General features: G+C 51.7%; 19 protein-coding genes. 8 read left to right on the top strand and 11 right to left on the bottom strand.

All coding sequences use genetic code 11. The features are described from left to right. Nucleotides 1-93: 93 nt before the first annotated feature. The 8 genes from ABGT74_RS08310 to ABGT74_RS08275 form a co-directional block, all read right to left on the bottom strand. On the bottom strand, nt 94-558 hold the full coding sequence (locus tag ABGT74_RS08310) for a low molecular weight protein-tyrosine-phosphatase (RefSeq protein ID WP_346705174.1): 465 nt from the start codon (nt 556-558) through the stop codon (nt 94-96). A 114-nt stretch (nt 559-672) separates the two neighbouring features. Further along, nucleotides 673-1,815, bottom strand: a complete 1,143-nt coding sequence (locus ABGT74_RS08305; protein ID WP_346705173.1) for a hypothetical protein — start codon at nt 1,813-1,815, stop codon at nt 673-675. Then, nucleotides 1,802-2,914 (bottom strand): iron-containing alcohol dehydrogenase family protein, encoded by a 1,113-nt coding sequence (locus ABGT74_RS08300; RefSeq protein ID WP_297283969.1) that lies wholly within the window; start codon nt 2,912-2,914, stop codon nt 1,802-1,804. The genes ABGT74_RS08305 and ABGT74_RS08300 overlap by 14 nt, the downstream gene beginning before the upstream one ends. Before the next feature lie 736 nt (nt 2,915-3,650). Further along, complete coding sequence (locus tag ABGT74_RS08295; RefSeq protein ID WP_297283970.1) at nt 3,651-4,478, bottom strand: SDR family oxidoreductase; 828 nt, start codon at nt 4,476-4,478, stop codon at nt 3,651-3,653. A gap of 3 nt (nt 4,479-4,481) precedes the next feature. Then, nucleotides 4,482-5,006 (bottom strand): flavodoxin, encoded by a 525-nt coding sequence (locus ABGT74_RS08290; RefSeq protein WP_297283971.1) that lies wholly within the window; start codon nt 5,004-5,006, stop codon nt 4,482-4,484. A gap of 142 nt (nt 5,007-5,148) precedes the next feature. After that, nucleotides 5,149-6,051, bottom strand: coding sequence for a LysR family transcriptional regulator (locus ABGT74_RS08285; protein WP_297283972.1), 903 nt, complete (start codon nt 6,049-6,051; stop codon nt 5,149-5,151). 159 nt (nt 6,052-6,210) lie between these two features. After that, a complete protein-coding gene (locus ABGT74_RS08280) occupies nt 6,211-7,128 on the bottom strand; it encodes a response regulator (protein WP_297283973.1) in 918 nt (305 codons plus the stop codon). A gap of 205 nt (nt 7,129-7,333) precedes the next feature. After that, complete coding sequence (locus ABGT74_RS08275; protein WP_346705172.1) at nt 7,334-8,500, bottom strand: phosphopentomutase; 1,167 nt, start codon at nt 8,498-8,500, stop codon at nt 7,334-7,336. Between the two features lie 520 nt (nt 8,501-9,020). Here ABGT74_RS08275 and ABGT74_RS08270 point away from each other — a divergent pair. Both ABGT74_RS08270 and ABGT74_RS08265 read left to right on the top strand, forming a co-directional pair. Next, nucleotides 9,021-11,201, top strand: a complete 2,181-nt coding sequence (locus ABGT74_RS08270; protein ID WP_297283975.1) for a 5'-nucleotidase C-terminal domain-containing protein — start codon at nt 9,021-9,023, stop codon at nt 11,199-11,201. A 56-nt stretch (nt 11,202-11,257) separates the two neighbouring features. After that, on the top strand, nt 11,258-11,935 hold the full coding sequence (locus tag ABGT74_RS08265; RefSeq protein WP_297283976.1) for a TIGR00266 family protein: 678 nt from the start codon (nt 11,258-11,260) through the stop codon (nt 11,933-11,935). Between the two features lie 106 nt (nt 11,936-12,041). On the opposite strand, the gene ABGT74_RS08260 is transcribed toward ABGT74_RS08265, so the two are convergent. Further along, nucleotides 12,042-14,147: a glucose PTS transporter subunit IIA gene (locus tag ABGT74_RS08260; protein WP_346705171.1), complete on the bottom strand. Its 2,106-nt coding sequence runs from the start codon at nt 14,145-14,147 to the stop codon at nt 12,042-12,044. A 6-nt stretch (nt 14,148-14,153) separates the two neighbouring features. After that, nucleotides 14,154-15,038: a PRD domain-containing protein gene (locus tag ABGT74_RS08255; protein ID WP_346705170.1), complete on the bottom strand. Its 885-nt coding sequence runs from the start codon at nt 15,036-15,038 to the stop codon at nt 14,154-14,156. Between the two features lie 633 nt (nt 15,039-15,671). Between ABGT74_RS08255 and ABGT74_RS08250 the strand changes: the two genes are divergently transcribed. After that, nucleotides 15,672-16,355, top strand: a complete 684-nt coding sequence (locus tag ABGT74_RS08250; RefSeq protein ID WP_297283979.1) for an N-acetylmannosamine-6-phosphate 2-epimerase — start codon at nt 15,672-15,674, stop codon at nt 16,353-16,355. A 25-nt stretch (nt 16,356-16,380) separates the two neighbouring features. Here the strand turns inward: ABGT74_RS08250 and ABGT74_RS08245 are convergent, their stop codons facing one another. Further along, nucleotides 16,381-17,190 carry a MurR/RpiR family transcriptional regulator gene (locus ABGT74_RS08245; protein WP_297283980.1) on the bottom strand — a complete coding sequence of 270 codons (810 nt, stop codon included), beginning with the start codon at nt 17,188-17,190 and terminating at the stop codon, nt 16,381-16,383. 160 nt (nt 17,191-17,350) lie between these two features. On the opposite strand from ABGT74_RS08245, the gene ABGT74_RS08240 reads away from it, so the two are divergent. The 5 genes from ABGT74_RS08240 (at nt 17,351) to ABGT74_RS08220 (ending at nt 21,909) form a co-directional block, all read left to right on the top strand. After that, a complete protein-coding gene (locus ABGT74_RS08240; RefSeq protein ID WP_297283981.1) occupies nt 17,351-18,352 on the top strand; it encodes a Gfo/Idh/MocA family oxidoreductase in 1,002 nt (333 codons plus the stop codon). Nucleotides 18,353-18,415: 63 nt separating this feature from the next. After that, the gene (locus ABGT74_RS08235) at nt 18,416-19,819 is read left to right on the top strand and encodes a PTS mannitol transporter subunit IICB (RefSeq protein WP_346705169.1); all 1,404 of its coding nucleotides are present in this window, start codon (nt 18,416-18,418) and stop codon (nt 19,817-19,819) included. A gap of 81 nt (nt 19,820-19,900) precedes the next feature. Next, entirely contained in the window at nt 19,901-20,548 is a 648-nt protein-coding gene (locus tag ABGT74_RS08230; RefSeq protein WP_346705168.1) for an HAD family hydrolase, read from the top strand. A 14-nt stretch (nt 20,549-20,562) separates the two neighbouring features. Next, nucleotides 20,563-21,000 carry a PTS sugar transporter subunit IIA gene (locus ABGT74_RS08225; protein ID WP_297283984.1) on the top strand — a complete coding sequence of 146 codons (438 nt, stop codon included), beginning with the start codon at nt 20,563-20,565 and terminating at the stop codon, nt 20,998-21,000. A 24-nt stretch (nt 21,001-21,024) separates the two neighbouring features. After that, complete coding sequence (locus ABGT74_RS08220; protein ID WP_297283985.1) at nt 21,025-21,909, top strand: ROK family protein; 885 nt, start codon at nt 21,025-21,027, stop codon at nt 21,907-21,909. The last annotated feature ends 141 nt before the right edge of the window (nt 21,910-22,050 follow it).

The raw sequence follows: 22,050 nt of genomic DNA, 5'->3' as shown, positions 1-22,050 counted from the left end.
CACTTTGCCGTCCCATCATGCTCCATCCCTCCTTTGTTTCTATTATATCATAGAAACTGAGCATCTGGGGATTTTGTCAACAGGTCCATCCTGTTACATCATCTGCTCACAGCACATTTGCAGCAGTCCCCGGCAGCCATCCTCGACATCCCGCCAAGTCGCCTCAAAATTTCCCGTATACCAAGGGTCTGCAACCTCTTGACCGGGTCGGTCAGTATAGTCCAGCAGCAGCTGGATCTTACCGTCAGGATCGCCGCCGCACATACGCTGCATATTTCGGATATTCGCATGATCCATGCCGATCAGCAGATCATATTCGTCATAATCGCTGCTGCGCAGCTGTCTGGCTGCATGTCCTTCACAGGCAATCCCATGCTCTGCCAACTTGCGGCGCGCAGGGGGATAGACCGGATTGCCAATCTCCTCGCGGCTGGTCGCCGCCGAGTCGATGGTAAACCGGTCGGACAGCCCCGCTTTACGCACCATATCCCGCATCACATAAGCCGCCATCGGGCTGCGGCAAATATTGCCGTGGCATACAAAAAGCATTTTTATCATCTACAAAACTCCATATTGTCTGATATTATTGAGCGAATCAATTGCATGGCTTGATATACCTGTTATCACTGCAAGGATAGCGGCAAGACGATTCCAACATCAAAATATGCCTTTTTACGTATTTTCTTTTGTATCAAATCTTGTGGCAACCATATGGATAAGATACGGAACCAGAATGACCGGAATAGCCAGATAGGCGATGCCGCTGTATGCTTTCTGAATCAGTGTCAGCAGCCCAAACTGCGCGATTCCAAAATCAACCACGCAGCACACAAGGGCTGCGATGATCTCCTTTTTGGTCGTATGAAACCCTCTTTTTTCGTTCTTTGCCGCAGCCTCTTTTGTCTCGCCGCAGATTCGCTTTACCATAGCCGCCACCATATTAACCGCTGTAGATACCGCTCCCAGAATAATCAAAATCGAAATCAGCGGCGTCATAAAGGATGCCCCGACTCCGCTTTGTACCATAAACAGCGTCGGCACACTTTGTCCGGCAACATCGGGATTGGTATAAACCGTCATCAGACCAAGTACGACCATGACCATAATCAGAGAGTTGACCACAAATCCCATCCCCATGCTTTTCACGGCATCATCCGGGCTGGCAAATGATTTTGCATGCTGCACAAACACCGCAATGTTAGAGAGCTGGAACGTTCCGTACAGAAAAGCTGAATACAGGGCATCTTTCAGCGGAAACTGCGCCGCATTCATGTTTTGTACTGCATCCGTAATTGTGGAAAAGTTTGCAATAATATTTGGAACATACACAACAATCAGTCCGGCAATGATACAAACGGATAATACCGAAGCCACTTTTCGCACCAGGTCTGTTCCAAAAATCGCCACCACAAAAATGAAAATTCCTATCAGAAACGTACACAGCAGATACGGAATTCCCGTCAGCTCACTTAACGTGGCCCCTCCTGTGGCAAAGGCCACTGCCGGAGCTACACACATGACACAGATATACAGCACCTCGAACAGGTTGGAAAACACCGGTGCAAACCTTCCGTAAAATGCATTATTATAGGACCGGTAATCATAAACCGCGTGCTTTTTGGCAAACCGCAGACCATAGGCAAAAAACACCATATTGTACAGCATGGCAAGCACCGGCATGATCAGACACCAAGCGCCATACCGTACAAAGTAACTGTAAATCTGTGCGCCGGAAGCAAAACCGCCCCCAAAATGTGTTGTAAACCATACAAAGGATACACCCAGAATGGCAGCTCCTGCCTTAGTTTTCTTCATGGCCTTCGTTTCTCACTCTTTCTTTTAACTGATGCATGGCTTCTTCCAGCATTGCTTTTGTAACTCGATATGGATAATGCGCGATGTCCGACATCTCCGGAATCCGTTCCATACATTCCTGCCACTGACTTTCTGTAATTTCGATTTGTTCCAGCGAAACCGGAAGCCCTATTGCGCGATTTAATTTGTAAATCTTCTCAAATTCCTCATACTGATGGTCGACAAGCAGCGCCAGCAGCACGCCAAAGCCAACTACTTCGCCGTGCAAGTGTCTTTCCTCAATGACAGGGTAAGACGTCATGGCATAGAAGACCGCATGTGCCAAGCCGCTGTTGTAATCTGGCGTATAATCCTTGGTCAAAAAGATCGAGGCAATGCCCGTCGTTACCACGATAGCCAGAACCACCTGCTCTACATCGTAGGTGCAGAGTCCTTTTTTATGATCCTCAAATGCCTGTCTGCCGTAATCAATCAACGGATTCCGGCACATCACGCTGACCGCCACGCCAAGAGCCGTAAAATGCTCCAGCCGCTCTCCTCTCGAGGAAATCATTGCTTCATAATATTTCGCATAGGTATCGCCGATTCCAGCCCACATATACTGGCTTGGCGCCTTTGCGATAATCTCCGTATCAATAAACGAATGCATGACTGGACGGATGAAAAAATGGGGTTTTAAAAAGCTGCCGTCCTCGTTATACATAATGGAAACAGACGTACAGGCCGAACAATTGGACGCAATCGTTGGAAACGCAAAAACCGGTTTGTCGTCCGTTATACACAAGCACTTCACCGTATCCAGCGCTTTTCCACCGCCCACGCCGAACACCATATCCGCTTCCTGATATAGCGGCATCTGCCGGAGCTTCTCCACCGTGGCATAGGTACAATTTTCTCCGTAAATTTCTTTGCCGATGATTTTGAGATTTGTCTGCTTGACATATTTCTCAATCTTATCATAAGCGGCTGCCAGTGCCTTTTTGCCCCCAATGACAAGAACCTTTTCTCCATAAGATTCGCATACCGGCCCGATTTTATCGTAAATCCGATCCCCAATGGAATAATTGGGAAGATGAACTTCATAATTTTCCAGTTTCATTTGCTGTCTCTCCTTTTTACGTTAAAAAAAGCCCCTGTCCCTGCAATTACTCATCATTGCAGGGACAAGAGCTTTGATTTCATCATACTCCTGCGGTGCCACCCGGCTTGATACAATCCACTGTATCCTCTCATGCACATCAACATATGCTTTCTTTGGTAACGGAGTTGGTTCTCCGGCTTGCCTACTACTCCATCTTTCAGCTCACCCTCAAAAGCCCATTCGCTTCAGTTCTGTCATACCGCGTTCTCACCCTCCGCAGCTCTCTGTGAAGCATCACTGAAGTTACTTACACTCTCTCATCGGTTTATTATCACTTTATCACTCAAAAGCATGATTGTCAATTTTTTTATTTGCTCTTCCATTTAACGAAATGCCGCTGTCCATTGATTTTTACCATCGTACATATCTTTTCTCAGCGCTTCTATAGGGTTAATCTTCTGATTCCCGTATAATAAGCAACAATTCTGACTCTCCAGAGATATTGATGAATCATCAGAAAAATCGGGCATGAAACACAGAAAATTACAGATTTATAGGCTTTTTCACCTGCTCTCGTTCATCGAGAGCCGACATGGAATCTGCTACCCCCCTGCATCGATGTTGACTGTATTGGGGTCGCCCTCACAATCCTTGACATTGGTTTACCTACAGGGATGCGTCTGCATTTCCTCGTGAAGCTGGCGCAAAACACCATTTCTCTTAACCATTGCCTCACCCTAACGGCTTTGCAAATTTAAGGTTTCAGCGGCCCATAGAAATAAGAGGCAGTTGCTCCGCCATCAACGAGAAAGTCAGCGCCCGTGATGAAGGCACCCTTATGGCTCATCAGCAGTTCCGCAACATTGGCCACTTCGTCCGCTGTGCCGGGACGCCCGGCAGGGCACTTTGCAAACATATTTTTGTAGAAGTCCCCGCGGGGACCGTTAAACTCGTCGATGGCCAAAGGCGTGACAATAATACCGGGAGAAATGGAGTTAATCCGCGCCCCCTTTGCTCCCCATCGAACGGACTCTGCCATGACACGCTTTTCGTTGCACCGCTTGGCGAGTTGGTACGCGTGCAGGGTGTCACGGATATTCTCTGGCTGGAGCAAAGGCAATTCCAGCAATTTGTCCGTGGGGGTGCACGCCAGCTGTTCATCCTCCTCCGGGGTGAGCTGCTTCATTCGGTGGCCGGACTGGCTGGAGATGGTCACACCCACGCCGCCGGGCGCAATTACCTTCCCTACTTCCTCCAGAAGGACCGCCGTGCCGTACAGATCCACCTTCAAGATGGCCTCGATGGGCGCTTGACTGGGTGAGACCCCGGCGGCATTGACCATCATGGTGATGTCGCCGTATTTCTGCGCCTCGGCGATAATGTACTGGATGGATACCCGGCTGGAGAGGTCCATCTCCATCGGCACCACATCAAAGCCGGCGTCATTCATGATTTTTGCGATGGCCTGAGCGTTTTCCGGCTTTTTATCGCCCACGACGATTTTCATTCCATACCCCATCCGGCGGGCAATGGCCATACCGATCTGGCTGGCGCCGGTCAAAATCATTACCTTTTGATTCATTTATCATGTCCCGTCCTTTCCAATCCTTTTGAGCCATTGCAAAACCGCTTCGCCGCTTTGGTCTACATAGGAGCCGTAAAGCGCCAGACCTTTTTTGACGTCGGCACCCTTGCAGGTGCGTGCAATTTTCCGTTCAGTCCCGCTCAAGCCGCTGCCTTCATGGGTACAGAAGGGGTAGATGGTTTTGCCCGTCCAGTCAAAAACCTCCAGAAAGGTGTAAACCGCCATCGGCATATCACCCCAATAGTTGGGATAGCCCAGATAAATTTCATCATAGCCGTCTAAACTATCCGGAAGCACTTCCAGTTCCGGCCGGGCGTGGCTGCGCTGATCCGCCTTCGCCTGTTGGATGCAGGTCTGATAGTCGGCTGCATAGGGGATTTTCTGCTGGATTTTGAACCGTTCTCCGCCGACAGCTTCCGCAATCATGTTTGCGACCTTTTCCGTGTTGCCCACTGCAACGCTGCGGTATTGACCGCCAAAATAATTCTCATCGGCCCGTGAGTAGAACGCAACAAGTTTTGCCATTTGAATGTCTCCTTAATTTCAAATTCCTTTGAACGGTCTACTATAATTATAAAAATCTGCAATTGCCCAATCAATTTGAGTTTCAGCTCCGTTTGATAAGTTTATCTTATACGAAAAAACTGCCCTCGCAGAGCGAGAGCAGTCATAAAACATCGCCGGTTGACGATTCAAATTTCCTTCGCAGAATATCGGAAAATTCCTCCACATAATAGCCGGAGTTATCTTTTTTCCAGAACAGACAATAGTTGCGGGCAATCTGTTCCTCTCCGCGGCAAAGAAGAACACGACGAACGGAAGCGCCAACGGGCATCGTCTGGCTGCTGCCCTCCACCGGCAAGAAGCCCTGTCCGCTGACGACCATCATACGCGCCTCCTCCAGATTTTCCGCATAGAGGATTTCGCCCTGTATGCCGATGATCGTCTGGTAAAACGCTTTCTCAATGGCCTGCTGTTCTTTGGAGGCCACCAGAATGCAGGGAATGTTTTTCAATTCCTGCACTGTGACCGAGGAAAGTGTGGCCACGGGATTCCGGGCCGCCAGCTCAATATACATCCTGCTGGTAGTCAGAATCAGGTTGACATATTCATCGGAAAAGGCTCTCCGCTGATCATTGAGCACCAGATCTGCGCCACCGGTGCGGAGCAAAGTGAATAATTCTTCATGGTTTCCGTACAGAAGCTGGACGGAAATGTCCGGGTATTTTGCCGAAAACTCCTCCAGCGCTTGAAGAACTTCCGGGCTGTTGTAACTGCGCAGGTAGCCAAGCTTTAAGACCGCCGCATCTCCATGGGCGATCTTGGCGGCCTCTCTGCACATTTGCTCATAATCAGCAATCAGCACCAGACTCTTCTTGTAGAAATATTCCCCAGCAGGAGTCAAAACAAACTTTCGATTTTTCCGCTCCAACAGCGGAAACCCCAGTTCTGTTTCCAACGCCTTGATCTGCTGAGATATGGCCGACTGCGATATGTGGCATTGTTCCGCCGCCTCTGAAAAGCTGTTGTTGCGCACAACGGCTTGAAAGTATTTGATCTGCCGCAGCAAGGACATACCTCCTCTGAAAAAGAATTTTTATCATTATAACATACAATAACTGCCTTATAATCTTTTATCTTTTTTCAAACAGTTTGGTTAGAATAAAAAAATTCCTTTCTTGCACCTTGTACAAAGAAAGGAATTTTTGCTAAATATAAAGTGCGCTTATTATACCTGTAATATTTCTGAAATCGAAGAAATGATGCTTTTGACTCCTGATGTAATGGTATAGGCGCCTAATTGACGTGCCTCATTCCCATATTTTTTTATTGCAGTATAGCTGGCATACACAATTACCGGTGTTTTGCAATGCAAATCTTTAAGTTCCTTTAATAACGAGAGGCCAGCGTCACTTTCAGAACCTCGTCCCATATCCGTAATAATGATGTCATAGGATTCTCTTTGGAACAATTCGATTCCTTGATCTGTCGATATTGCGATATCAAATTGAACATTTTTACTTTTGAAAAGGTTCATTATGGCTTCATTATTGATGGGATAGTCGTCTACCCATAATACTTTAAGTTGTCCCTCTTTGATATTACTTTTTACTCGTTTATGTGTAGACGATGATTCATCAACAAGACTCCAAATTAATTTTTGCATTTCCTCTAATCTTTTTTCGACACTATTATATACCTTATTGTTAAGCGCACTAATTACAGGACTATCATGAGCTTCTACATCCATTTTTGTCAGATAATCCTCGATTTGAATTTGAATCCGTTGTTCCAAACCCAGCGATTCTTTATAGAATATAATACCAAAGTCTTTTATATCAAAGGGAGGAGATTGATCATCCTGCAAAAGCATAATTGTACCAGTCTTCAAAGTATGCCGAATTCCTAACTCATACCATACGTTGGAATTAAAATCTGTCAAAACCGCAACAACGACATCGCTGTTTTCTATATTAGCGACAATATTGGAAAATAATTTATATGGTCCTACTTCAGATCTTGTGCAAGAATATCCGTTGCTCTCCATTATTCTCTTTATTATATTGAAAAATTCCGTCCAATAGTTTTCATCATGCACGTCGGTCGTTTTCGAAAACGGCATGATAACAAAGCATTTTTTCCCCATTGTTTTTTCCTCCGCATTCCTTTTGCATAACTGATTATCGCTGTAATATTGGAAAACCAGAAAAGGATTAACCTTATTTTACAATCTAATGGGAAAATATGCAATTCAAATATTGGAATTTATCATCTGTGTTCTCCCGCTCGTTTTTTTGATACCATACGGGATTGCCGTATGAGAGAGCGGATTGGCCGTTTCCGGCAAATTCTCACTGCAGCTTCTGTGCAAAGCTGCTGCCAGAAATATTGGCGGGAACCTGCAGCATCTCCAGTATGGTTGCCGCGACATCGGAAAAACTGGTGCGCGTTCCCAGATTAACGGGCTGAATGCTCTGCCCCATAACCAACAGCGGCACATATTCTCTGGTATGATCGGTAGTAGCCTGATAAGAGGGATCGCAGCCATGATCTGCGGTAATCATGACTACGTCATCTTCTCCCATCTGCTCCATGAACGCCGGCAGCCATGCGCCATATTCTTCCAGAGCCTTCGCATAACCGTCGACGTTGCGGCGATGGCCATACAACATATCAAAATCCACCAGATTGATAAAACAGAGGCCGTGAAAATCACGCTTGGCATACTCCATTGCATACTCCAAACCATTGGCATTGGATTTGGTATATACCTTCTCTGTAATGCCTCTCCCGGCAAAAATATCAAATATTTTGCCCACGGCAATGGAATCCAGCCCCGCTGCCTGAATGGCATCCAGCATTGTTTCAGCCGGCGGTTCCAGAGAAAAATCATGCCGGTTGGCCGTGCGCGTGTATGCGCCCGAAGTCCCCACAAAGGGACGGGCAATCACACGCCCTACGCCATGCTTCCCCTGAAGCTGCTGTCGTGCAATCCGGCAGCATCGATACAGTTCCTCCAACAGCACAACGTCTTCATGGGCGGCAATCTGAAATACCGAATCGGCTGAGGTATACACAATCAGCTTACCGGTGCGGACATGTTCATCGCCATATTTTGCAATCACTTCCGTGCCGGAAATGGGAATGTTGGCAAGGACGCCTCTGCCGGTGGCCTGCTCAAAGGGTTTGAGCACTTCTTCCGGAAAACCATTCGGATACGTGGGCAACGGTTTTTTTGAAATCACACCCGCTAGCTCCCAGTGTCCAATGGTGGTATCCTTTCCCATGGACGCCTCCGTCAGGCGGGCATACGCCCCGCCGGGTACACCCTCCGGCGCAGGCAGGCATGTCACGCCGTCAATACAACCCAAACCGGCCTCAATCATATTCGGAATCCGACATTCCTTCGATGCGGCACACGCAGCCAGTGTGTTGACATTCACATCTCCGAATTTTTCAGCATCCGGCATTTGTCCAATGCCAAAAGAGTCCAGCACAAACAAAAAAATTCGTTTCATTTTTTCACCTCTCATAGCATAAGAATGTTTTCTGGTTTCGTCCGTGCTTTCCAGCTGCAAAATCTCCTATTTTTGAAGATGCGCCACGAAAGCATCGGTGGTCAAAATATTCTGCAACAAAATCGTCATCAACGTATTGTGCACCTCATTTTGTTCCAGAAGAAACGCATTATATAAACAGAAATCCTGTCTTTAGTATACAAAAACTGATGAGGAATTTGTATTCTTATTGGTTATCACGAGACAAAGGTCGCGTAAATCGAAATCTTCCTTTCCAAGATTACACGATATGGATACAAATGTCTATAGCTTTTCTTCGCTTTATAAACGGCTCCGATATTATCCTTCTGCGTCGGACTGCTGCGCATTTCTACCTTGGAATACGATGGAACGGCCAAACGAGACACCAACTTGACTCTATTATAATTTTCCCCCACTTGTCCAGCAGTCTGTGGTACAATAGAATATATCAGGGCCGTGGCACACCGCAGCCAAAAACATGTCAATGGAGAGAATGCTTATGACACACAAACCGCGTTTTACGCGCCTTATCGCAATCGTTTTTCTGCTCAATCTGCTCTTACCAAATGCCGCGCTGGCAGCCAACCAAACCGATCGGACTTTTTCGATCCGTATCGTACATACCAACGATATTCACGCCCGTGTGGAGGAAAACGCGGGGAGCGGCATTATCGGTATGGCGCGGCTTGCAGGCGTGATAGACGACTATACCGCCAGCGCCGACCTTGATCTGGTGCTCGATTCGGGCGACCTGTTCCACGGTCAGCCGATTGCAACGCTCGTGCAGGGCGAAAGCGTCGCACAGCTGCTCAAGGCCTGCGGCTACGACGCAGTCACCGCGGGAAACCACGACTGGAGCTACGGCAAAGAGCGTCTGAAGGAGCTGTGCGAAATCGCAGACGTGACCATGCTTACCGGCAACGTAGTCGAAACCGACACAAATACGCCCTTCTTTGACGATGCATTTTACACAGAAACTGTTCAGATTGGCGGACAGGAACTCAAGGTCGGTTTATTCGGTGTAATTGACCCGTCGATTAAGCAGGACACCACGCCTGCCAATGTTGCGGGGCTGGATTTCACCGATGCCGCAGCCTACGCAAACCAAGCCGCCGATGCGCTGCGCGCTCAGAACTGCGACGTGGTTATCGGTCTGACACACACCTATGATCCCGCCGGGCTGGCCGCCAAAGTCGGCGGCGTGGACCTGTGGCTGTCCGGTCACGAACATCTGCAGCTGAACGAAACCGTCACCGACGCGGACGGCGCATCCGTGCGTGTGGTCGAAAGCGGCTATTATCTGTATTCGCTCAGCCTAATCGAGATGACCGGCACGCTGGACGAGAACGGCGCGGTCGAAAACCTGCAAATCAATGTCACGCCCATGCAGTATAGCGATGCAGCGGCATATCCGGCCAAGGCTTCGGTCTCCGCTGTGCTGGACGATATCCATGCCGCACAGCAGGATAAGCTGGAGGAGAAAGTCGGTGAAACACTCGCCGCGCTTGATGGCGTGTGGGAAGATTTACGTATTGACCAACAGAATCTGGGCAATGTCGTTTGCGATGCCTATCTGTTCGAAACCGGTGCGGACGTGGCGTTTGAAAACGCAGGCGGCATTCGTGCCTCGATCGAGGCCAGCGATGTGACCTATGCCGATATCATCGGCGTCAGCCCATACGGCAACTACATCGTCACCAAGCAGGTGACCGGCGCTGCGCTGACCGAAATCATGGAAACCTCGCTCGATATCGGCCTGCAGTCGGCCGCGGCCAACGCCAGCGGTAAAACCGATGCATGGCCGGAAAACAGCGGCAGCTATCTGCAATTCGGCGGCATGACTGTCACCTATGACCCAACCGCTGCCAAGGGCAGCCGTGTGCTTTCGATTGAAGTACAGGGCGCCCCGCTTGAATCCGACAAAATCTACACCGTTGCAACCAACAACTTTGTCGCCGTATCTGAGAACTATCCGCAGCTGGCACAGACCGAAGAAACCGGCCAGTTCATCGCCTGCGATGAGGCGCTTGTCCGCTTTTTCCAGCAGGATGCGGATGCGATTGCGGCGAGCGTCTATGACGAGCGGCTGATTACAGATACCGCCGCACAAGACGATTCTGATTGTCCCTCCGCCATGTTTTCCGACGTGCAGCAAACCGACTGGTTCCACCAAGCGGTGGATTTCATGGTGGAAAACGATATCATGCACGGCACCAGCGAAACCACGTTTGAGCCGGAGAGTGATGTCAGCCGCGGTATGGTGGCGGTTGTGCTGTGGCGGCTGGCAGACTGTCCTGTGGTCAACTATCTGATGCCGTACAACGATATCGCATCCGATACCTACTACACCGAGGCGGTTCGCTGGGCGTCGAGCGAACAAATCGTCACCGGTTATGACGAACAAAGTTTTGGCCCGAAAGACCCGGTCACCCGTGAGCAGCTGGCAGCCATGTTGTACCGCTTTGCGCAGAGCGAAGGAATGACGGCCGTCAATCTGTCGGAAAATCTCTCCGGCTTTGCCGATGCAGCGCAGGCCAGCAGTTATGCGGTGCAGCCGCTCAACTGGGCGGTCGGCAGCGGCATCATCAACGGCGACGACGGCTTACTCAAACCGCAGGGAACGGCCACCCGAGCGCAAACTGCGCAAATACTGATGCGTTATATGGGACTGACGGCCTGAGCCGTCCCTCCCGTTTAACAGATATAACTTTGCACCCGTAGGAAAGGAGAAAAAAGATGCAATACGAACTCAAAGGCGGCGTTTTCCCGGTCGTTGTATGCCAGCTGGCAGACGGCGAAAAGATGATTACAGAAAAAGGCTCCATGGTCTGGATGACCCCCAACATGGAGATGGAGACCTCAGGCGGCGGTCTGGGCAAAATGTTTTCCAAGGCATTTTCCGGTGAAAGCATGTTCCAAAACATCTATACCGCGCGCGGTGCGGGCATGATCGCCTTCGGCTCGAGCTTCCCCGGCCGCATCCTCACACTCGAGGTCGCACCGGGGCGCGAATTCATCCTGCAAAAAACCGCGTTCCTCGCCTCGGAAGCCGGCGTACAGCTGTCCGTCCATTTCAACAAGAAACTGGGCGCAGGCTTCTTCGGCGGCGAAGGCTTCATCATGCAGCGTCTTTCCGGCAGCGGCACCGCCTTTGTCGAGGTGGACGGCGAGCTGGTGGAATACACGCTTGCGTCCGGAGAGCAAATGGTCGTAGACACCGGCAACGTGCTCGGCTTTGATGCCAGCGTGTCCATCGACATCCAACAGGTCAAGGGCATCAAGAACAAACTGCTCGGCGGAGAAGGTTTTTTCAACACCATACTGACCGGCCCGGGCAAAATCTGGCTGCAAACCATGCCGATCTCGGGTGTCGCATCCGCAATTCAGCCCTATATCCCCACTGGCAACGGCTGAGTTTTCCCACTCGCTAAAAATAGGCTTACATAAAAATCACAATATATCAAAACCGCCCCCGTGCTGTAAAAGCAGTACGGGGGCGGTTTGCTATGCTGAAAACAGTTTACTCGACGGTCAGCACCTCGTCGCCCGCAGAGACCTTGCCGGTCTTTTGCAGGGTAAAGGTCGTATAAACGTCCGAGTTGGTGACGACCACCGGTGTCACCGTGCGGTAGCCCGCTTCGACAATCATCTTTTCGTCAAAGCTGCCAATCTTGTCGCCCTTCTTGAGCTTGTCGCCCTCCTTCACGTCGATGGTGAACGGCGCACCGTTCATCTGCACCGTGTCGATGCCCAGATGAATGAGCAGTTCAACGCCGTCCGTCGTGGTCAGACCGATGGCATGCTTGGTGCCGAATACGGTCGCAACCTCACAGTCTGCCGGAGCGTACACCTGATTATCCGTCGGCTCGACGGCAAAGCCGTCACCAACCATTTTTTCGGAGAACACGCCGTCCTCCACCTGCTCCAGCGGAATAACATTGCCGGTCAGCGGGGACGCGATCACATGCGCGCCGGTGGATGCGGGAGCGCTGTCCGCCGCGACTGTTGCTGCCGCCTGCGGAGCGTCCTCATTGCTGGCAGGCGATGCAAGGAACGCCTCCAGATCGGACTTGATGACCGATACGCGCGGGCCGTACACAACCTGCACACCTGTGCCCTTACAGATCACGCCCGACGCGCCTGTATTCTTGAGCATCTGCTGATCGACCTTGGAGGCATCATGCACCGTGCAGCGCAAACGGGTGATGCAGCAATCCACGTCCGAAATGTTCGCCTTACCGCCCAAGCCCATCATGATCTCACGGGACAACGCGGTATCTCCGCCGCCCTGCGCCGCTGCGGCTTCGCCTTCCTTGCGGGCGTTTACGTCCGCGCGGGTGTACAGCTTGATCTCGCTGTCGTCGCGGCCCGGGGTCTTATAATCAAACTTTTTAATCATAAAGGAGAATACGAGGTAATAAACAATAAAGTATACCACGCCGACTACCGGAATCCACAGCCAGCTTGTCTTGGCGTTACCCTGCATGATACCGAACAGCGTCAGGTCGATCAAGCCGCCCGAGAACGTCAGGCCGACGCCGACATTCAGGATGTGCATAATCATGTACGACGCGCCTGCAAAGATGCAGTGCACCACATACATTGCGGGAGCGACAAACAGGAACGTGAACTCGAGCGGCTCGGTGATACCGGTCAGCATCGAGGTCAACGCTGCGGACAACAGCAGGCCGCCAACCGCCTTGCGGTTTTCCGGCTTGGCGCAGCGGTACAGTGCCAGCGCCGCGCCCGGCAGCCCAAAAATCATCAGCGGGAACTTACCGGCCATAAAGCGGGTCGCCTCAACCGAGAAATGCTCAATGCCCGGGGTTGCCAGTTCGGCAAAGAAGATGTTCTGCGCACCCTCGACCAGCACGCCGTTGACCATAGCCGTGCCGCCCAGCGCGGTCTGCCAGAACGGGATATAGAACACGTGATGCAGGCCAAACGGAATGAGCGCACGCTCGATGAAGCCATACAGCCATGTGCCTGCGTAACCGGATGCCAGCACGAAGCCGCCCAGCGCATTGATGCCGTTCTGGATAACGGGCCAGATGTAGTACATCGCAATGCCGACCACCAGATAAACCGCCGCGGAGATGATCGGTACAAAGCGCGTGCCGCTGAAGAAGCTGAGCACCTGCGGCAGCTGGATTTTGTAGTACTTATTGTGCAGTGCAGCAACGCCCAGACCGACGATGATACCGCCGAACACGCCCATTTGCAGCGAGTTGATGCCCAGCACGCTTGCAGTCGCACCGGACAGGTCGGGCGCGCCAAAGTCGGTGATCAGGGCGCCGATGGTCGCATGCATGACGAAAAAGGCGATCGCCGCAGACAGGGCCGCAACTTCCTTCTCCTGCTTGGCCATGCCGATCGCAACACCCATTGCAAAAATAATGTGCAGGTTATCAAAGACAATCGAACCAGCCGCATTCAGTACCTGCAAAATGGCGTTGATGAACGTGCCCGGTCCCATGACGCTCATCAGACCGTAGGTCTCCAGCATGGTTTCATTGGTAAACGAACCGCCGATGCCGAGGAACAAGCCGGCAACCGGCAGAATAGCGATCGGCAGCATAAACGAGCGGCCGACGCGCTGTAATACGCCAAAAATCTTGTCTTTCATGTACTTTTACTCCTTTTGATCTGTGATTCCCATGGATAAAGCCAAACGATGCAAATGAATGGTCAAAAACGTCATTTCCTCAGACGGCAGCTGAATGGCAAACGCTTCCCGCAGCTCCGCCCGAATTTTTTCCGCACACTGGTGCGCCTGCCGATACCGCCGCACGATCATGTTCTGGAATTCCGAATCATCGTCCGCCACATAACGGTTTTGCGTGATGCGCTGACCGAGGAACTTGAGATGCGTGATAAACCGTCCGTAATCGAGCGACTGCTCATCCAGCGTCACCCCGTAATACTCCTGCACCACGCTGATGATCTTGCGAATCAGCTCGGTGATGCGCACCATGTCTGCCATCTTACCGTCAATTTCGGCATTGACGATATGCAGGGCGATGAACCCGGCTTCATCCTCCGGCAGTCGAAAGCCCAGCTTCTCCTCGATCAGGTCGAGCGCTTGCTTTCCGATCGCAAATTCCGCCGGATAAAAATTGGTGATTTCCCATAACAGATGATTGGGATAACGCACGCCGCTGCGCAGCCGTTCCACAGCAAAGCAGATATGGTCGGTCAGCGTGATATAAATATTTTCGCTCAGCCGCCGCCCGATCCGTTGCTCTGCTGTCTCAATGATCTCTGTGCTGACATCCAGAAATTCCGGCGATACATCTGCCAGCAAATCGCGCAGCCGGGACGATTTCTCGGGATCGCGCAAATCATAAATCTTCTCCACCTGCTGCATCGGAACCAAATCACCCGCATGCTTTTTGAATCCGATACCCAGCCCGCGCAAAATGATCTCTTTTCCGCCGTCATCCACCGTGCAAACAAAATTGTTGCCGATCACTCGGCTGATGCGATACACACCGTTGTTTTGTTCTTGCTCTGTCATGACGCCTCCCTCCGAACAACCATTTCTCTTTTCACAGGCTCTGTATATGCCGATGCTGCGCTGCTTTTATGTGCTTTGCGAGTGTTCTGCCGCATCCCTATTCTCCTTTCCCAAACCTTTTGTTCCTGAAAAAACAAAAAAGACCAAACACCCGAATATAGCAATCCCTATTCGGTCGTTTGGTCTTGCCTGCATAGCAGTCACAAGCCTGTATCTTTTTGTGAATCAAGAATAACGCTTTTTCCTATCCTTTGTCAATCCATTTATTGCGAAAAACATGAATTTCGTTGCATTATCTAAGACAAAGCGCAAGCTTTTATACAATTTGACAATATGTATCGGCTCTCCTACCGACCGGAAACAACTCCATTCCACACACCATTGACCATACCGCAACCCTACGGCATCTGATCCCTTTCGGATTGCCGCTCTGCGCCCTGACCTCCTCATTTTGACCGGAATGCGCACATTCATCAAATTGCTCAGGATTTTTAGGGGAAATCCTCCATATCTTTGGTCGGATTGCTCAAAAAATATGACATATTTTCATCATACGTGCATTTGATTCCCCCTTGACGAAAACATTTTCACTTTATATAATGATTATGAAAACAATACCAAGGAGGGGAACACATGCTCTCTCAAGTTCGAGGCGGATTGATCGTATCCTGTCAGGCGCTTCCCAACGAACCGCTGCATTCTTCCTTCATCATGGGCCGCATGGCACGTGCAGCGGCAGAAGGCGGGGCCGTCGGCATCCGTGCCAACACACCGGAGGATATCGCAGAAATCGCTAAAAATACCACGCTTCCCATCATCGGCATCGTCAAGCGCGACTATCCCGATTCCCCGATTTATATTACACCTACGCTGCGAGAGATTCGCGAGCTGGCGGAATCCCCGTGCAGCATGATCGCATTCGACGCCACCGACCGCCCACGTCCGCAGGGCGAATCGCTGGAAGCATTCTTTCAAGCCGCCCGAGCTGCGGCTCCCGGCAAGCTGTTGATGGCCGATATCGCCACGCTGGACGAAGCCGTTCGCGCCGCGCAAATGGGATTTGATTGTGTTTCCACCACGCTGATGGGCTACACCGCGCAATCCGAGGGACACAACATAGCTGACAATGATTTTGCCCGGCTCAAGGCCATTTTGACCGCGGTTTCCATACCGGTCATCGCGGAAGGCCATGTGGATACGCCGGAAAAAGCACGGCGCTGCATCGAGCTTGGCGCACATGCCGTTGTCACCGGCGGCGCGATCACCCGTCCGCAGCTGATCACCAAAACGTTCACCGACGCGATCTACGCAAAATAAAAGAGCGCATTTGCGCTCTTTCCGCTCAAAACCTCCGGTGGAACAGCGTTTGCAACGCACGATCCCGACTCTCCCGGCATGTGGGGTCTTCCAACAGCCGGTAAGTCACCGCATCGATCAGGAATACCAACGGCATTTGGGAATTGATGAATTTTTCATCCCCTACCTGACAGATATCCCCTGCCAGCAGGATGGTATCTGCCATCAGCCCCAGCTCCGACCGGCTGTTCTGCGTCAGCAGACAAATCTGCACTCCCGCCGATTTGGCGATTCGACACGCGCTGACCACTTCAGGTGTCTCACCCGAATTGGAAACCGCAATGATCAAATCCTTTGGCGAAAACAGGCTGGACTGCACACGCATCAGGAAGGTATCCGTCATCACGCTCGAGGTAAATCCCATCTGCACGAGCCGCATATTGAGTTCGCTTGCCGTCAGGCCAGAGCTGCCCAGACCAAACACCAGGATCTTATCCGCCTGATGGATCCGGTCAACAAAGGCATCCAGATCTTCCGGACGAACCAATTCGCAAGCAGCATCTAGCGTGCGCGCATAGTAATGGCTGATTCGCTGAATGGTTTGATCCGGTGTCTGTTCCGGCGTTCCTTCCGCTGCCAGCAGCGTCTGGAACTCAATATAGTTCCGGTAATCCAGCTTTTTGCAAAACCGCGTCAGCGTCGAGTTCGAGGTGCCGATCACCTGCGCCAGTTCCTGGCTGGCGGTCGAAACCGCCTCTTCCGGATGCGTCACAATATAGGCCGCGATTTTCTGTTCGCTCTTGCTGAGCCGGAAGCCATAAAACTGAAGCCGGTTTTGAAAACTCAGTTCTGCCATGGTTTCCTCCCCCAAGATAGTTGATTCTTTAACAATCATAGTATACCGCACGCCATTTTGCAACAGGCAAAATGAAAAAAATTACCTTGTGCAGCTCCGTCGGCTGTCATCACTTTTGTCAACCCTTCACATCAGGCTAACATAAAAAGGAGAATGTATCATGAACAATCATCTGAACGTAGGCGTAATCGGTTTCGGTCAAATGGGACAAATCCATGCAGGTATTTACAATAAGCTGCCGGGTGTGGATCTGATTGCAGTTTGCGAGTACAACGACGACCGCCGCGCGGAGGCAGAGAAGCTGTACGGCTGCAAGACCTACAAAAACTACAAGGATCTGCTGGAAAACCCGGAAATCGACGCGGTTTCCATTGTTCTGCCCGACAACATGCACCGCGAAGCAGTGGAAATTGCGGTTGCCAACAAAAAGCACATCCTGCTCGAGAAGCCGCTGGCCAAGGAGCTTGCCGATGGCGAAGCCATGTATGCCATCCTCAAGGATTATGACAAGGTGTTCTCGCTCGGTTTCCTGCTGCGCTTCGATCCCCGCTTCAACATGATCAAGCAACGTCTGGATGCAGGCGAGCTGGGCGACATCATCCATATGTATTGCCGCCGCAACAGCCCGATCGTCGGCCCCCGCCGCTATATCGGTGCTTCCGACCTGTCCATGCACGTCATGATCCATGACATCGACTATGTCAACTGGTTCATGGGCTGCAAGCCGGTCAAGGTATTTGCAAAGGCACGCAGCGTGCTGCTCAAGGAATACGGCATGGATGACGTGATCTACGCCATCGTTACTTATGAAAACGGTGCAGTCGCCTGTCTGGAAGCCTGCTGGGTACTGCCCGAGAATTCGCCCACGATCATCGACGATAAGGTCGAGCTGGTCGGTACCAAGGGCGTTGCCTATGTCGATGCCTGCGATAACGGCGTACGCTTCGTCACTGGCAACGGCGTGCTTTACCCTGACTCCCGTCACTGGTATAATTGTAACGGCGCACCGTCCGGCGACCTGTCCGAAGAGATCATGGCCTTTGTCGGCAATATCATTAACGGCACCAAGTCGATCATCACTCCGGAGGACGCGCTCGACACTTTGCGCGTTGTAGATGCGATCGAACGCTCGATTGCGGAAGGCAAGGAAGTTTCCCTGTAACCGGTTTTGAAAGCCAAAAAGAAAGGTAGCGACTCATTTCCGATTTAAGGAGGGTGACACTCAATGTCAGCACGTGTAAAGATTCAAAAATTCGGCAGTAAACTCAGCAGCATGGTCATCCCAAACCTCGGTGCATTCATTGCATGGGGCCTGCTCACCGCTGTCGGCATTGCCATCGACAATGACATGCTTCGCAGCTTTATCACACCCATGCTCAACTATCTGCTTCCGCTGCTGATCGCGTTTGCAGGCGGCAAGATGGTATATGACTACCGCGGCGGCGTGATCGGCACGGTGGCAACCATCGGCGTTATCATCGGCTCAAGCGTGACGATGTTCATTGGCGCGATGATCCTCGGCCCGCTGTCCGCATGGATCCTCAAGCAGTTTGATAAAGCAATTGACGGCAAGGTGCCGATGGGCTTCGAATTGTTGGTCAACAACTACTCGGTCGGTATCCTCGGCGCGATCCTGAGCGTCATTGGCTGCGTCTGGCTCGGCCCTGCGATTTCCTCGCTGACCAACGTATTTGCAGCCGGCGTGAATGTGCTGGTGCAGAACAATCTGCTGCCGCTGACGGCAATCCTCATCGAGCCTGCCAAGCCGTTGTTCCTCAACAACGCGATCGGTCAGGGCATCCTGACCCCAATGGGTACGCTCCAACTGGATGAGCTGGGCAAATCCGTTTTGTTCCTGCTCGAATCCAACCCTGGTCCCGGTCTCGGCATTCTGCTCGCGTACATGTTCTTCGGCAAGGGCTCTTCCAAGACCTCTGCTTGGGGTGCATCTGTGATCCACCTGTTCGGCGGCATCCATGAGATCTATTTCCCGTTCGTGCTGATGAACCCGATTCTCATTCTCCCGCTGATCGTCGGCGGCGCTTGCGGCACGCTGGTATTCACCATGCTGAACGTCGGTTTGGTCGGCGTTGCTTCCCCCGGCAGCATCATCTCTATCATGCTCATGTCCTCGCCCGGCGACCAGTTCAAGATCATTCTCGGTATTGCGGCTGCTTGTGTCGCTACCTTCGTGCTGGCCATTCCGCTCATTAAGCGTGCAGGCGGCGGCGATGACGCATCGCTCAAGGAAGCAGCCCAGACGATGAACGAGCTCAAGGGCAAGAAGAGCCGCATCTCCTCCGTTTTTGAAAGCATTGAAGAGTTTGATTTCTCTAAGGTAACGCGCATTGCCTATGCCTGCGACGCTGGTATTGGTTCCTCTGCCATGGGCGCGACCGTTTTACAGAAGAAGTGTAAAGCAGCCGGTCTGGATGACATCAAGGTATTCCATATTGCCATTGAAAACCTGCCGACCGAATGTCAGGTTGTCGTCACACAGGAGCTCCTGCTCGACCGCGTCAAGGACGTACAAAAGGATGCCTATTGCATCGCTGTGACCGATTTCATCAATGCCCCGCAATACGATGAGCTGATCGATAAGATCAAGAAGGCCCGCGGCAACAAATAGGCATAACAGCCCGGAAAAGCGGCGCTGCCGTTTGCAATCAAGCGGCAGCGCCTTTTTGTTATCACGGAAAAAGAGGTCAGTATGCTGAAAACGATTATTATGGACTTCGACGGACTGATCGTCGATACCGAGGTGGTGTGGTATCACATCTATGTGGAATGGTTCCGCAGGGAAAAGGGATATGACCTGTCTGTACAGGAATTCTTGACCTGCGTCGGTTCCAATTCCGAGGACCTGTTCCGCAAGCTGGATGCCGAGGGCATCATGGTGGACCGCGATGCCTTCGCCAAGGACACCTTTGCGCAGTTTATTGAACAGAGCAGCCGTCTGCCGGCAAAGCCCGGCGTGGAGGACTTTTTAAAGCAGGCGCATGCAAACGGCCTGTCCGTTGCGCTTGCAACCTCCTCCAGCCGAAAAAAACCAACCGTCCATCTGGAACGGTTGGGCCTGCTGCCGTATTTTGATCTGCTGGTCACAGCAGAAGATGTCGAACGCATCAAACCCCATCCCGACCTGTTCCTCAAAGCAGCTGAAAAACTCGGCTGCACGCCGGAGGAATGTCTGGTGGTGGAAGACTCCCTCAATGGGCTTTTGGCCGGTCTGAACGCACATATGCGCGTTCTGGTGGTGCCCAACGAAGTAACGAAATATTGTCAGTTCGATGGGCAATACCGTCTATGCAATTCGCTTGCAGACGTCAATGTCGCCCAACTGATCGCAGAATTTTAGGAGGAACGATTACAATGCTATTGGAAACGATCACAGCCCAAGACGTACAGATCGGCTTGCACGCAAAGAATTGGGAGGACGCCATCCGTCAGGCAGCCGCGCCCCTGCTTGCATCCGGCGCGATCCAGCAAAGCTATATTGACGGGATGATCACATCCGTTCACGAAAACGGCCCCTATTTTGTTCTGGCAAAAGGGCTGGCGCTGGCGCATGCTCGCCCAGAGTGCGGCGCAGTCCGCTTAGCGCTCAACTTTACGACTTTTGATCCTCCGGTGTCCTTTGGCGCTGGTGAAAACGATCCGGTCCGTCTGGTCATCACGCTGGCTGCAACCGATCCGGACAGCCACTTAGACCTACTCGGTGAGCTGGCAGAAGTCCTGATGGATGAGAGCCGGATGCAGCAGCTGTTCTCCGCGGCATCACCCGAAGCATTCTGCGCGCTGCTTGGATAATCTCTGAAGAAAGAGGCGATAAGCATGGTTCTGTGTTTTGATATTGGCGGCACCTCCATTAAGTACGGAGCAGCGCATGAGGAAAACGGGCAGATTGTATTTGATGACCGTTGGGAAACTCCTACGGACGCCAAACAGCTGCGCGGTCCGGGCATTGAGCAGAAAATTCTGGAGCTGATCGACAGCCTGTATAAGCAATATACGCCGGAAGGCATTGCGATTTCCACCGCTGGCATGGTGGACCATATGACCGGCGCAATCCTCTATGCTAACGAGAATATTCCCGAATATACCGGCCGCAATCTCAAACAGGCCGTGCAAAATCGCTTTCATTTGCCGTGTGCGGTGGAGAATGACGTCAACTGCGCCGCACTCGGCGAAGCCGCCTACGGTGCAGGCCGCGGTGCAGACAGTGTACTCTGTCTCACCGTCGGCACCGGCATCGGCGGCGCTATCGTACTTGACGGCAAGATCTGGCACGGCCACAGCGGCAGCGCCGGTGAGATCGGCTATATGCCGATGAGCGGTAGCCTGTTCGAGCAGCAAGCCTCCACCTCTGCCCTTATCCGCAATATCAAGTCGCAAACGGGTGAAGCGCTAACCGGCAAGGAAATTTTTGCCCGCGCGCAAGCCGGTGATACGGTTTGTCAAAATGCAATTCAGCAATTATGTGCGGTTTTGGCACAAGGGCTTGCCGCCTGCATCTGTCTGTTTAACCCTGCCGCCATTGTCCTTGGCGGGGGTATTATGGCACAGAGCGATTACCTCCGGCCAATCCTCCAGGACGAACTGCAGCATTTTGTCAATCCATTTGTTCTTTCCCAAACCAAGCTGTGCTTTGCCGAGCTTGGCAACAGCGCTGGTATGGCTGGCGCCTTTCGCTGGCTCAAACAGACTACCTCCCGCTGACGTTTTCCCCTCTGTCAGCAAAAGAAAAAGCAGTAGCCGAAGCTACTGCTTTTTTAATGTGCGCGTCGAGTTATCTTCCCGGGCCGTCGCCAGCCAAGTATTGTCACCGTAAACGAGCTTAACTACTGTGTTCGGAATGGG

This window comes from uncultured Agathobaculum sp. (assembly GCF_963927765.1).
Classification (GTDB): Bacteria; Bacillota; Clostridia; order Oscillospirales; family Butyricicoccaceae; genus Agathobaculum.
Note: the sequence above shows the minus strand (reverse complement) of the source record. Positions and strands in the feature narration are given on the sequence as shown.